The sequence below is a fragment of the Xanthomonas graminis pv. graminis genome, from assembly GCF_030168915.1.
Taxonomy (GTDB): Bacteria; Pseudomonadota; Gammaproteobacteria; order Xanthomonadales; family Xanthomonadaceae; genus Xanthomonas_A; species Xanthomonas_A translucens.
The window spans coordinates 3,017,003-3,029,749 of record NZ_CP076255.1 but is presented as its reverse complement, the minus strand read 5'-3'; the positions used below and the strand labels follow the sequence as shown (position 1 = coordinate 3,029,749).

The 12,747-nt window shown below is 66.3% G+C and carries 11 protein-coding genes; all 11 read left to right on the top strand.

All coding sequences use genetic code 11. From position 1 onward, the window contains the following. Window positions 1-11: 11 nt before the first annotated feature. Window positions 12-761, top strand: a complete 750-nt coding sequence (locus KHF85_RS13065; RefSeq protein WP_284566994.1) for an NADH-quinone oxidoreductase subunit C — start codon at window positions 12-14, stop codon at window positions 759-761. Next, entirely contained in the window at window positions 758-2,065 is a 1,308-nt protein-coding gene (locus KHF85_RS13060; RefSeq protein WP_009590625.1) for an NADH-quinone oxidoreductase subunit D, read from the top strand. Before KHF85_RS13065 ends, KHF85_RS13060 begins: the two co-directional genes overlap by 4 nt. A gap of 157 nt (window positions 2,066-2,222) precedes the next feature. Beyond that, on the top strand, window positions 2,223-2,750 hold the full coding sequence (gene nuoE, locus KHF85_RS13055; RefSeq protein WP_003467422.1) for an NADH-quinone oxidoreductase subunit NuoE: 528 nt from the start codon (window positions 2,223-2,225) through the stop codon (window positions 2,748-2,750). Window positions 2,751-2,755: 5 nt separating this feature from the next. Further along, a complete protein-coding gene (gene nuoF, locus KHF85_RS13050) occupies window positions 2,756-4,093 on the top strand; it encodes an NADH-quinone oxidoreductase subunit NuoF (RefSeq protein WP_284566993.1) in 1,338 nt (445 codons plus the stop codon). A gap of 166 nt (window positions 4,094-4,259) precedes the next feature. After that, entirely contained in the window at window positions 4,260-6,497 is a 2,238-nt protein-coding gene (gene nuoG, locus KHF85_RS13045; RefSeq protein WP_284566992.1) for an NADH-quinone oxidoreductase subunit NuoG, read from the top strand. Continuing rightward, window positions 6,494-7,585, top strand: a complete 1,092-nt coding sequence (gene nuoH, locus KHF85_RS13040) for an NADH-quinone oxidoreductase subunit NuoH (RefSeq protein ID WP_284566991.1) — start codon at window positions 6,494-6,496, stop codon at window positions 7,583-7,585. The genes nuoG and nuoH overlap by 4 nt, the downstream gene beginning before the upstream one ends. A gap of 3 nt (window positions 7,586-7,588) precedes the next feature. Further along, window positions 7,589-8,077 (top strand): NADH-quinone oxidoreductase subunit NuoI, encoded by a 489-nt coding sequence (gene nuoI, locus KHF85_RS13035; RefSeq protein ID WP_003467418.1) that lies wholly within the window; start codon window positions 7,589-7,591, stop codon window positions 8,075-8,077. Between the two features lie 9 nt (window positions 8,078-8,086). After that, window positions 8,087-8,737, top strand: a complete 651-nt coding sequence (locus tag KHF85_RS13030; RefSeq protein WP_003467417.1) for an NADH-quinone oxidoreductase subunit J — start codon at window positions 8,087-8,089, stop codon at window positions 8,735-8,737. Then, window positions 8,734-9,039: an NADH-quinone oxidoreductase subunit NuoK gene (gene nuoK, locus KHF85_RS13025; protein WP_003467416.1), complete on the top strand. Its 306-nt coding sequence runs from the start codon at window positions 8,734-8,736 to the stop codon at window positions 9,037-9,039. Before KHF85_RS13030 ends, nuoK begins: the two co-directional genes overlap by 4 nt. Before the next feature lie 7 nt (window positions 9,040-9,046). Continuing rightward, window positions 9,047-11,206, top strand: coding sequence for an NADH-quinone oxidoreductase subunit L (gene nuoL / locus KHF85_RS13020; protein WP_284566990.1), 2,160 nt, complete (start codon window positions 9,047-9,049; stop codon window positions 11,204-11,206). Window positions 11,207-11,226: 20 nt separating this feature from the next. Then, the gene (locus KHF85_RS13015) at window positions 11,227-12,729 is read left to right on the top strand and encodes an NADH-quinone oxidoreductase subunit M (RefSeq protein WP_284566989.1); all 1,503 of its coding nucleotides are present in this window, start codon (window positions 11,227-11,229) and stop codon (window positions 12,727-12,729) included. Window positions 12,730-12,747: the final 18 nt, after the last annotated feature.

Here is a 12,747-nt window from a genome sequence, read left to right as displayed (position 1 = left end):
GCCAAGCCCCCATGGCAGAGCAAGCATCTTCCTTTAGCGACCGACTCGGCGCCCGTTTTCCCGGCAGCCAGGTGTTCGTGGTCCTCCCGCGTGGCGAAGTCACGCTGGAAGTGCCGGCCGACGCGTGGCACGCCACCTGTCTGGCGCTGCGCGACGAATTCGGTTTCGAGCAATTGTCCGACCTGTGCGGCGTGGACTACCTGGGCTACGGCAGCGACGAGTGGGATACCGCCGACGTGTCGTCGCAGGGCTTCAGTCGCGGCGTCGAAGGCAAGGGCATGGGCCGTTTCGGCTGGGGCGAATTCCCCAGCGGCGAGACCGCCGGCGACATCCAGCCGTTGCCGGTGCCGCTGCAACGCTACGCGGTGCTCGCACAGCTGATCTCCTATCGCCACAACCAGCGCCTGCGCGTGCGCTGCTATGCGCCGAACGAAGACCTGCCGGTGGTGGCCTCGGTCACCGACATCTGGCCGGGCGCGAACTGGTTCGAGCGCGAGGCGTTCGACCTGTTCGGCGTGGTCTTCGCCGGCCACCCGGACCTGCGCCGCATCCTCACCGACTACGGCTTCGTCGGCCATCCGTTCCGCAAGGACTTCCCGCTGATCGGCAACGTCGAAGTGCGTTACGACGAAGAGAAGCAGCGCGTGGTCTACGAGCCGGTGACCTCGGTCGAGCCGCGCGTCGGCGTGCCGCGCGTGATCCGCGACGATGCGCGCTACCAGATCGCCGCGGGCGAAGCATTCAAGGAGCCCGCCAAGTGAGCGAGTACCAGCAGGCGCACGACGCCTTCGCCAGCAATCCTGCCGAGAGCAAGCAGGAGATCCGCAACTACACCATGAACTTCGGCCCGCAGCATCCGGCCGCGCATGGCGTGCTGCGCCTGATCCTGGAAATGGACGGCGAGACCGTGGTCCGCGCCGATCCGCATATCGGCCTGCTGCACCGTGGCACCGAGAAGCTGGCCGAGTCCAAGCCGTTCAACCAGTCGATCGGCTACATGGACCGCCTCGACTACGTGTCGATGATGTGCAACGAGCACGCCTACGTGCGCGCGATCGAGACCCTGATGGGGATCGAGGCGCCGGAGCGCGCGCAGTACATCCGCACCATGTTCGACGAGATCACCCGCATCCTCAACCACCTGATGTGGGTCGGCTCCAACGGCCTGGATCTGGGCGCGATGGCGGTCATGCTGTACGCGTTCCGCGAGCGCGAGGAGCTGATGGACTGCTACGAAGCGGTCTCCGGCGCGCGCATGCATGCGACCTACTACCGGCCCGGCGGCGTCTACCGCGACCTGCCGGACCGCATGCCAAAATACAAGGAATCGCGCTGGCACAAGGGCAACGCGCTGAAGCGGCTCAACGCCGCGCGCGAAGGCTCGATGCTCGACTTCCTGGAAGACTTCACCAACAGCTTCCCGGGCCGGGTCGACGAGTACGAGACCCTGCTCACCGACAACCGCATCTGGAAGCAGCGCACCGTGGGCATCGGCGTAGTCACGCCGGAACAGGCCTATGGCTGGAGCATGACCGGGGTGATGCTGCGCGGCTCGGGCATCGAGTGGGACCTGCGCAAGAAGCAGCCCTACGCCAAGTACGACGCGGTGGATTTCGACATCCCGGTCGGCACCAACGGCGATTGCTACGACCGCTATCTGGTGCGCGTGGCCGAGATGCGCGAATCCAACCGCATCATCCAGCAATGCGTGAAGTGGCTGCGGGCCAATCCCGGCCCGGTGATGGTCGAGAACTTCAAGGTCGCCCCGCCCAAGCGCGCGGAGATGAAGGACGACATGGAAGCCTTGATCCATCACTTCAAGCTGTTCAGCGAAGGCTATTGCGTGCCGGCCGGCGAGACCTATTGCGCGGTCGAGGCGCCGAAGGGCGAGTTCGGCTGCTACCTGGCGTCCGACGGCGCCAACAAGCCGTTCCGCGTGCACCTGCGCGCGCCGGGCTTCGCCCATCTGTCGTCGATGGACGCGATCGTGCGCGGCCACATGCTGGCCGACGTGGTGGCGATGATCGGTACTTATGATCTGGTGTTTGGCGAGGTGGATCGATGAAGCCGGGACTCGGGACTCGGGACTCGGGACTCGGTAAAAGCCGGCCTGCAGGTTTCCTTTTTGTAAAAGCGGTTGTTCTTTCTCATGGTTCGGATACTGGCGGATACGGGCTCTTGCGAGTCCCGAGTCCCCAGTCCCGAGTCCCGGAGCTCCACGCATGAAAGCAACAGGTAATTTCGAAACGGCGCGCGACGTCGATCCGATGGTGGTGCTGAGCGACAAGACGCGCGCGCACATCGATCACTGGCTGGCCAAGTTCCCGCCGGACCGCAAGCGTTCGGCGGTGCTGCAGGGCCTGCACGCCGCGCAGGAGCAGAACCAGGGCTGGCTGACCGACGAGCTGATCGTCGGCGTGGCCAAGTATCTGGAACTGCCGCCGGTGTGGGCCTACGAGGTCGCCAGCTTCTACTCGATGTTCGAGACCGAGAAGGTCGGCCGCAACAACGTCGCATTCTGCACCAACATCAGTTGCTGGCTCAACGGCGCCGAGGACCTGGTCGCGCATGCGGAGAAGAAGCTCGGCTGCAAGCTGGGCCAGTCCACCGCCGATGGCCGGGTCTATCTCAAGCGCGAAGAAGAATGCCTGGCCGGCTGCGCCGGCGCGCCGATGATGGTGATCAACGGCCACTATCACGAGCACTTGACCAAGGACAAGGTCGACGCGCTGCTGGACGGGTTGGAGTAACGGCAATGGCACAGCATCCCCACGCTCCCACCGGCCCGGTCGGCCCGGCCCCACTGCCGCACCAGGTCGTGCTGACCACGCTGCACTACGACACCCCGTGGTCGTACGAGAGCTACCTGAAGACCGGTGGCTACGCCGCGCTGCGCAAGATCCTCGAAGAGAAGATCGCGCCGGAGCAGGTGATCGAGATGGTCAAGCAATCGTACCTGCGCGGCCGCGGCGGCGCAGGCTTCCCGACCGGCCTGAAGTGGTCGTTCATGCCCAAGGGCGCGCCGCAGAAGTACATCCTGTGCAACTCGGACGAATCCGAGCCTGGCACCTGCAAGGACCGCGACATCCTGCGCTACAACCCGCATTCGGTGGTGGAGGGCATGGCCATCGCCTGCTACGCCACCGGCAGCACGGTCGGCTACAACTACCTGCGCGGCGAGTTCCACCACGAGCCGTTCGAGCACTTCGAGCAGGCCCTGGCCGATGCCTACAGCAACGGCTGGCTGGGCAAGAACGTGCTCGGCAGCGGTGTGGACATCGACATCTACGGCGCGCTGGGCGCCGGCGCCTACATCTGCGGCGAAGAGACCGCGCTGATGGAGTCGCTGGAAGGCAAGAAGGGCCAGCCGCGCTACAAGCCGCCGTTCCCGGCCAACTTCGGCCTGTACGGCAAGCCGTCGACGATCAACAACACCGAGACCTACGCCTCGGTGCCGGCGATCATCCGCAACGGGCCGGAATGGTTCCTGGGCCTGAGCAAGACCAAGAACGGCGGGCCGAAGGTCTTCTCGGTGTCCGGCTGCGTGCAGAAGGGCGGCAACTTCGAGGTGCCGCTGGGCACCACCTTCGACGAACTGCTGGAGATGGCCGGCGGCCTCAAGCCGGGCCGCACGCTGAAGGGCGCAGTCCCCGGCGGCGTGTCGATGCCGGTGCTCAAGGCCGAGCAGCTCAAGGGCCTGCAGATGGACTACGACACCCTGCGCGCGCTGGGCACCGGCCTGGGCTCGGGCGCGATCGTGGTGCTCGACGACAGCGTGTGCTGCGTCAAGTTCGCCTGCCGCATCTCGCAGTTCTTCCACAAGGAATCCTGCGGCCAGTGCACTCCGTGCCGCGAGGGTACCGGCTGGATGCACCGCGTGCTGGAGCGCATCGTCGCCGGCAAGGCCACGATGGAAGACCTGCACCAGTTGAGGACGGTGGCCGGCCAGATCGAAGGCCACACCATCTGCGCGTTCGGCGAAGCGGCGGCATGGCCCATCCAGGGCTTCCTGCGCCAGTTCTGGGACGAATTCGAGTACTACATCGTGAATGGGCGATCCATGGTCGATGCCCGGTTGGGAGTGGCGGCATGAAGGTGTTTAGTGCGGGACTCGGGACTCGGGACTCGGGACTCGGAAAGCCGGTTTTGCCGCGGACGGCGATCTTCGCTGTTTATTCCATCATCAACACGGGATGTGTGCGTTCCTTTGTCGCACGAGTCCCGCGTCCCGCGTCCCGCGTCCCAACGGGAGCAGCCGCATGAGCGCCCAACCCGCCAATCCCAACGTCCCGCCGGACCATGTGACCGTCGAGATCGACGGCCAGTCCCTGGTCGTGCCCAAGGGCTCGATGATCATCCAGGCCGCCGACAACGCCGGCATTGCGATCCCGCGCTTCTGCTACCACGAGAAGCTGCCGATCGCGGCCAACTGCCGCATGTGCCTGGTCGATGTGGAGAAGTCGCCGAAGCCGTCGCCTGCGTGCGCGACGCCGGTGATGGACGGCATGAAGGTCGCCACGCGCAGCGAGAAGGCGCTGAAGTACCAGCGCAGCGTGATGGAATTCCTGCTGATCAACCACCCGCTGGATTGCCCGATCTGCGATCAGGGCGGCGAGTGCGAACTGCAGGACGTGTCGCTGGGCTACGGCCGTTCGGTCAGCCGCTTCAACGAGCGCAAGCGCGTGGTCGCGGACGAGGACATCGGCCCGCTGGTCGCCACCGAGATGACCCGCTGCATCCAGTGCACGCGCTGCGTGCGCTTCACCGCGGACATCGCCGGCACCTACGAGCTGGGCGGCATGTACCGCGGCGAGAACCTGCAGATCGGCACCTACGACGGCAAGCCGCTGACCACCGAGCTGTCGGGCAATGTCATCGACGTATGCCCGGTCGGCGCGCTGACCAACAAGGTGTTCCAGTTCCGTGCGCGTCCGTGGGAATTGACCGCGCGCGAATCGCTCGGTTACCACGACGCGATGGGCTCCAACCTGTTCCTGCACGTGCGCCGCGGCGAAGTGCTGCGCACCGTGCCGCGCGACAACGAGGCGGTCAACGAGTGCTGGCTGTCCGATCGCGACCGCTATTCGCACCAGGGCCTGTATGCCGCCGACCGCGCCACGCGGCCGCTGCGCAAGATCGATGGCCAGTGGCAGGAAGTGTCCTGGGCCGATGGCCTGGCCGCCGCCGCCGACATCCTCAACAGCAACCGCGGCGATGCGCTGGGCGTGCTCGCGCACCCGGCCACCTCCAACGAGGAAGGCGCCTTGCTGGCGCGCCTGGCCGATGGCCTGGGCAGCGGCAACCTGGACCACCGCATCGGCAACCGCGATTTCTCCGACGCCGCCGTGGCCGAGCCGTTCGCGGTGCCGCTGGCGCAGATCGAGCAGGCCGACGTGATCGTGGTGCTGGGCAGCAACCTGCGCCACGAACTGCCGCTGCTGCATGCCCGCATCCGCAAGGCGCGGATGCAGCGCCAGGCGCGCGTTTACTCGATCAATCCGGTCGATTTCGATTTCGCCTTCGACCAGGCCGGCAAGCAGATCGTGGCGCCGTCCGGCTTCGCCGCCGCGCTCGCCGATGCGGCGTTGCGCGAGGCGGTGCAGGGCGCCGCCGGGCGTGCGGTGCTGATCGTCGGCGCGCTGGTCGAGAACCATCCGCAGGCCGCCGCGCTGCGCGCCGCCGCGCGCGACTTCGCTGCCGCCACCGGCGCGGCGCTGTGCCGCGTGCCGCAGGGCGCCAATGCGGTCGGCCTGGCCAGGCTGGGCGTGCTGCCGAGCGCGCGCGACGTGGCCGGCATGTTCGCCGAGCCGCGCAGCGCCTATGTGCTGTACGGCATCGAGCCGGGCCTGGACTTCGCCGATGCCGGCGCCGCGCGCGCCGCGCTGGGCGCGGCCAAGGTGGTGGCATTCAGCCAATTCGCCTGCGCCTCCACCCGCGATGTGGCCGACGTGATCCTGCCGATCGGCGCGCTGCCGGAAATCGACGCGACGCTGACCAACCTGGACGGCGTCGAGCAGTTGGCGCGTGCCGCCGGCAAGCTGCCGGACCAGGCGCGCGAAGGCTGGCGGGTGCTGCGTGCGCTCGGCGGCGAGCTGCAGCTGGCCGGCTTCGACTTCACCGACCTGGCCGGCCTGCGTGCCGGCGTGCAGCCGCGCAGCGTGAGCCTGCGCGGTTCGGCGCAGAGCGCGGCGGCGGGCGAGGGCATCGAAGTGGCGGCGACGCCGGCGATCTACCGCACCGATGCGGTGGTGCGCCGTGCGCCCGCACTGCAGGCGCATCCGCTCAACGACGCGCCGGCGATCCGCCTGCATCCCGAGCATGCCGCGCAACTGGGCGTGGCCGCCGGGCAGGTGGTCAAGGTCGGCAATGCCGTCGGCAACGCGACGCTGCCGGTGGTGCTGGATCCGCGCGTCGCGGCAGGGGTGGCCTGGATCGAATCCGGCCATGGGGCGACGGCGCCGATCGGTGCCGGCCGGGTAACGGTGGTGGCTGCATGAACGAGATGCTGTTGAACGTGGTCGATCCGCTGCACCAGTGGTTCGTCGGGCTGGGCGCGATCGGCGTGGTCCTGTGGATCGTGCTGAAGATCCTGCTGATCACCATGCCGGTGATCATCTCGGTGGCGTTCTACGTGGTCTGGGAGCGCAAGCTGATCGGCTGGATGCACGTGCGCCACGGGCCGATGTACGTGGGCATGGGCATCTTCCAGGCCTTCGCCGACGTGTTCAAGCTGCTGTTCAAGGAAATCATCCAGCCCAGCAGTTCGCACAAGGCGATGTTCGTGATCGCGCCGCTGATCACCCTGGCGCCGGCGTTCGCGGCCTGGGCGGTGGTGCCGTTCGACGCCAAGCTGGTGCTGTCCAACGCCAACGCCGGCCTGCTGTACCTGCTGGCGATGACCTCGCTGGGCGTGTACGGCATCATCCTGGCCGGCTGGGCGTCCAACTCCAAGTACGCGTTCCTGGGCGCGATGCGCTCGGCCGCGCAGGTGGTCAGCTACGAGATCGCGATGGGCTTCACCCTGGTCGGGGTGATGATCGCCGCCGGTAGCCTCAACCTGAGCACGATCGTGGCCGCGCAGGCCGGCAACTCCGGCTTCTTCGACTGGTTCCTGGTGCCGCTGTTCCCGCTGTTCATCGTGTACTGGGTGTCCGGCGTGGCCGAGACCAACCGCGCGCCGTTCGACGTGGTCGAGGGCGAGTCGGAAATCGTCGCCGGGCACATGGTCGAGTATTCGGGCGGCGCGTTCGCGCTGTTCTTCCTGGCCGAATACGCCAACATGATCCTGGTCAGCTTCCTGGTCTCGATCTTCTTTCTGGGCGGCTGGCTGAGCCCGCTCCAGGGCTGGGTCACGGCGGACATCTCGCCGTGGATCAACTGGATCTGGACCGGCGGCTGGCCGTGGCTGCTGATGAAGGTGTTGTTCTTCGCCAGCGCGTACATCTGGTTCCGCGCCAGCTTCCCGCGCTACCGCTACGACCAGATCATGCGTCTGGGCTGGAAGGTGTTCATCCCGCTGACGATCGTGTGGATCGCGGTGACGGCATTGATGGTGTTCTACGGCGTGATCCACAAAGGCGTGTAAGCGATGAATAAAGTCACCCATTACTTCAAGAGCCTGCTGCTGCTCGAGCTGCTCGGCGGCCTGTGGCTGACCCTGAAGTACACGTTCCGTCCCAAGTACACCGTGCTGTACCCGATGGAGAAGTTCCCGCAGTCGGTGCGCTTCCGCGGCCTGCACGCGCTGCGCCGCTATCCCAACGGCGAGGAACGCTGCATCGCCTGCAAGCTGTGCGAGGCGGTGTGCCCGGCGTTGGCGATCACCATCGATTCGGCCAAGCGCGAGGACGGCACCCGCCGCACCACGCGCTACGACATCGACCTGTTCAAGTGCATCTACTGCGGTTTCTGCGAGGAAAGCTGTCCGGTGGACTCGATCGTGGAAACCCACGTGCTCGAGTACCACTTCGAGAACCGCGGCGAGAACATCGTCACCAAGCCGCAGCTGCTGGCGATCGGAGACCGGCTCGAAGCCGAGATCGCCGAGCGCCGCGCCGCCGACGCCGCCTTCCGCTGAGGTCCTGAAATGGATTGGGTAAATATCGCGTTCTGGATCTTCGCCACCATCGCCGCGGTCTCCGCCGGCGCGGTGATCAGCGTGCGCAACTCCGTGTATGCGGTGCTGTGCCTGATCCTGACCTTCTTCTCCATCGCCTGCGTGTGGCTGCTGGTGGGCGCCGAGTTCCTCGGCGTGACCCTGGTGCTGGTCTACGTTGGCGCGGTGATGGTGCTGTTCCTGTTCGTGGTGATGATGCTCGACATCGATACCGCGCGGCTGCGCCAGGGCTGGGTGCGCTACCTGCCGGTCGGCTTGCTGGTGGCGGTGGCGATGCTGGTGCAGATGGTCACCCTGATCGGGGTCAAGGCGCGCACCGCCGCGCCGTTCCCGGCCGACAACGCCGCCGCGCAGGCGGCCGACAGCTCCAACATCACCTGGCTGGCCAAGGCGCTGTTCACCCAGTTCCTGCTGCCGTTCGAATTCGCCGCGATCATCCTGACCGTGGCGGTGGTGGCGGCGGTGATGCTGACCCTGCGCAAGCGCACCGGCATCAAGACCCAGAATCCCGGCGAGCAGGCGCGGGTCAAGGCCGGCGACCGGCTGCGCATGGTCAAGATGGAGGCCGAAACGCCCACGCTGCACACCCCGGCGCCGGCACCGCAGGAGGGCCAGCCATGATCTCCCTAGGCCATATGCTGGCGCTCGGCGCGGTGCTGTTCTGCATCAGCCTGGCCGGCATCTTCCTCAACCGCAAGAACGTCATCGTGCTGCTGATGTCGATCGAGTTGATGCTGCTGTCGGTCAACATCAACTTCGTGGCGTTCTCGCGCCAGCTCGGCGACCCCGCCGGTCAGCTGTTCGTGTTCTTCATCCTCACCGTGGCCGCGGCCGAGGCCGCCATCGGTCTCGCGATCCTGGTGACGCTGTTCCGTACCCGCCACACGATCAACGTGGCCGAAGTCGATTCGCTGAAGGGCTGACCCGTAGATGGAAATCACTCTCTCCAAGAGTCTGCTGATCGCCGTGGTGCTCGCACCGCTGCTCGGCAGCATCATCGCCGGCCTGTTCGGCCGCCAGGTCGGCCGCAAGGGCGCCCAGCTGGTCACCATCCTCGGTGTGGCGGTCAGCTGCGCGCTGTCGTGCTGGACCCTGTACCAGCTGGTCGGGCAGGGCGCGGCGCCGTTCAACCAGAACCTGTACACCTTCTTCGAGGTCGGCCATTACGCGGCGCACGCCGGCTTCATGGTCGATCGGCTGACTGCGATGATGATGGTGGTGGTGACCTTCGTGTCGCTGCTGGTGCACATCTACACCATCGGCTACATGGCCGACGATCCGGGCTACCAGCGCTTCTTCAGCTACATCTCGCTGTTCACCTTCTCGATGCTGAGCCTGGTGATGAGCAACAACTTCCTGCAGCTGTTCTTCGGCTGGGAAGCGGTGGGCCTGGTGTCGTACCTGCTGATCGGCTTCTGGTTCAAGCGCCCGAGCGCGGTGTTCGCCAACATGAAGGCGTTCCTGGTCAACCGCGTCGGCGACTTCGGCTTCATCCTCGGCATCGCCGGGGTGCTGCTGTGGTTCGGCACGCTCGACTATGCCACCGTGTTCGCCAACGCCACCGCCGTGCTCGGCAGCGAGGCGGCCGGCGGCCTGGCCCAGGTGCAGCTGTTCCAGGGCCACCCGTGGAACGTGGCGACGATCATCTGCATCTGCCTGTTCATCGGCGCGATGGGCAAGTCGGCGCAGGTGCCGCTGCACGTGTGGCTGCCCGACTCGATGGAAGGCCCGACCCCGATCTCGGCGCTGATCCACGCCGCGACCATGGTCACCGCCGGTATCTTCATGGTGGCGCGCATGTCGCCGCTGTTCGAACTGTCGCAGACCGCGCTGAACTTCGTGCTGTTCATCGGCGCCACCACCGCGTTCTTCACCGGCCTGATCGGCATCGTGCAGAACGACATCAAGCGCGTGGTCGCCTATTCGACGCTGTCGCAGCTGGGCTACATGACCGTGGCGCTGGGCGTGTCGGCCTACTCGGCGGCGGTGTTCCATCTGATGACCCACGCCTTCTTCAAGGCGCTGTTGTTCCTGGCCGCCGGCTCGGTGATCATCGGCATGCACCATGAGCAGGACATGCGCAAGATGGGCGGCCTGCGCAAGTACATGCCGGTCACCTACTGGACCAGCGTGATCGGCACCCTGGCCCTGGTCGGCACCCCGTTCTTCGCCGGCTTCTATTCCAAGGACACGATCATCGAGGCGGCCGCGCACCATGCGCACGAATCGCACAACTGGATCGCGACCTACGGCTACTGGGCGGTGCTCGGCGGCGTGCTGATCACCAGCTTCTACAGCTTCCGTCTGCTGTTCCTGACCTTCCACGGCAAGGAACGCTTTCGCGACGCGCATATGCACGACGCGCACGCGCACCACGACAGCGCGCATGCCGACGCGCACGCCACGCCTGCGCATGACGACCACGCGCACGACGACCATGGTCACGGCCACGGCGCGCACGAGCCGCACGAGTCGCCGTGGGTGGTGACGGTGCCGCTGGTGCTGCTGGCGATCCCGTCGATCGCGATCGGCTTCTTCACCATCGGCCCGATGCTGTTCGGCACCGATTGGGCGGGGCACCACGCCGCGGTGGCGATCAAGGGCCAGGCGGTCGGTTTCTTCAGCGGCATCATCGACTTCTACAACCCGGCGCGCGACAGCGTCGGCGCGTTGGCCGAAGAATTCCACGGGCCGGTCGCGTTCGCGCTGCACGGCCTGACCCAGCCGCCGTTCTTCCTGACCCTGGCCGGCTTCGCCCTGGCCTGGATCCTGTACCTGTGGAAGCCCGAGCTGGCGGCGAAGGCGCGCAAGACGTTCTCGCTGCCGGTATGGATCCTCGAGAACAAGTACGGTTTCGACAAGCTCTGGATCAACGGCTTCGCCGGCGCCGGTCTCGGTCTCGGCAAGGTGTCGCGTGCGGTGGATACGCATGTCGTGGACGGCGTCATGGTCAACGGCACCGCGCGCGTGATCGACCTGGCGGCCAATCTGCTGCGTCGCACGCAATCCGGTTTCCTCTATCACTACGCCTTCGCGATGATCATCGGTCTCATTGCCCTGTTGGGCGTGCTGATGCATTTCTGGCGTTGACCTGTACGGACTAAGAACACGTGTCGAACTGGCCCCTGCTTACTCTCCTGATCTGGCTGCCGATCCTCGGTGGCGTGCTGATCCTCGCGCTGCGCGACGCCAAGGCGGCGCGCTGGGCGTCGCTGCTGGTCGCGTTGCTGACCTTCGCGTTGAGCATTCCGCTGCTCACCGGCTTCGACTACGCCAGCGACGCGCTGCAGTTCGTCGAGACCCATGCGTGGATCCCGGCCTACGACATCGGCTACAACCTCGGCGCCGACGGCATCGCGGTGGCGCTGATCGTGCTGACCACGCTGGTCACGGTGCTGGCGCTGATCGGCGCCTGGACCTCGATCGAGAAGCGGGTCAACCAGTACGTGGCCGCGTTCCTGATCCTGGAAGGCGTCACCGTCGGCATCTTCGCCGCCACCGACGCGATGCTGTTCTACGTGTTCTTCGAGGCGATGCTGATCCCGATGTTCCTGATCATCGGCATCTGGGGCGGCCCGCGCCGCATCTACGCCGCGGTCAAGTTCTTCCTGTACACCTTCCTCGGCTCGGTGCTGATGCTGGTCGGGTTGATCTACCTGTACCTGAAGGGCGGCAGCTTCCAGCTCGCCGACCTGTACCAGCTGTCGCTGACCTCCAAGGAACAGACCTGGCTGTTCTTCGCGTTCCTGATCGCGTTCGCGGTCAAGGTGCCGATGTTCCCGGTGCACACCTGGCTGCCGGACGCGCACGTCGAGGCGCCGACCGCCGGTTCGGTGATCCTGGCCGCGATCGCGCTGAAGATCGGCGGCTACGGCTTCCTGCGCTTCAACCTGCCGATCCTGCCCGACGCCAGCAACGAGTGGGCCTGGCTGGTGATCGCGCTGTCGCTGATCGCGGTGATCTACGTCGGCCTGGTCGCCCTGGTGCAGGACGACATGAAGAAGCTGATCGCGTATTCGTCGATCGCGCACATGGGCTTCGTCACCCTGGGGATGTTCGTCGCCTTCGCCCTGGTCGGCTTCGGCAGCACCGATGCGGCGCGCCTGGGCCTGCAGGGCGCGATGGTGCAGATGATCTCGCACGGCTTCGTGTCCGGTGCGATGTTCTCCTGCGTCGGCGTGCTCTACGACCGCATGCATACCCGCCGCATCGCCGACTACGGCGGCGTGGCCAACGTGATGCCGTGGTTCGCCGCGTTCGCGATGCTGTTCTTCATGGCCAATGCCGGGCTGCCGGGCACCAGCGGTTTCGTCGGCGAGTTCATGGTGATCATGGCCAGCTTCCAGGCACACCCGCTGCTCGCGGTCGGCGCCTGCACCACCCTGGTGATCACCGCCGCCTATACCCTGTGGCTCTACCGGCGCGTGTTCTTCGGCGAAGTGGCCAACGCGCACGTGGCCGCGCTGAAGGACATCAACGGCCGCGAGGCGCTGGTGCTGGGCGTGTTCGCGGTGGGCGTACTGGTCCTGGGCCTGTATCCGAAGCCGCTGACCGACCTGATGGAACCCTCGATCGCAAAGCTGGCGGCGCAGATCGCCACCAGCAAGCTGTAATCGGGCCGTCGAGCGAAA

What these genes read in the sequence shown, in the direction of transcription:
- KHF85_RS13065 (WP_284566994.1), top strand. Translation starts at nt 12, where the DNA reads ATGGCAGAGCAAGCATCTTCCTTTAGCGACCGACTCGGCGCCCGTTTT.
- nuoE (WP_003467422.1), top strand. Translation starts at nt 2,223, where the DNA reads ATGAAAGCAACAGGTAATTTCGAAACGGCGCGCGACGTCGATCCGATG.
- nuoF (WP_284566993.1), top strand. Translation starts at nt 2,756, where the DNA reads ATGGCACAGCATCCCCACGCTCCCACCGGCCCGGTCGGCCCGGCCCCA.
- nuoG (WP_284566992.1), top strand. Translation starts at nt 4,260, where the DNA reads ATGAGCGCCCAACCCGCCAATCCCAACGTCCCGCCGGACCATGTGACC.
- nuoH (WP_284566991.1), top strand. Translation starts at nt 6,494, where the DNA reads ATGAACGAGATGCTGTTGAACGTGGTCGATCCGCTGCACCAGTGGTTC.
- nuoI (WP_003467418.1), top strand. Translation starts at nt 7,589, where the DNA reads ATGAATAAAGTCACCCATTACTTCAAGAGCCTGCTGCTGCTCGAGCTG.
- KHF85_RS13030 (WP_003467417.1), top strand. Translation starts at nt 8,087, where the DNA reads ATGGATTGGGTAAATATCGCGTTCTGGATCTTCGCCACCATCGCCGCG.
- nuoK (WP_003467416.1), top strand. Translation starts at nt 8,734, where the DNA reads ATGATCTCCCTAGGCCATATGCTGGCGCTCGGCGCGGTGCTGTTCTGC.
- nuoL (WP_284566990.1), top strand. Translation starts at nt 9,047, where the DNA reads ATGGAAATCACTCTCTCCAAGAGTCTGCTGATCGCCGTGGTGCTCGCA.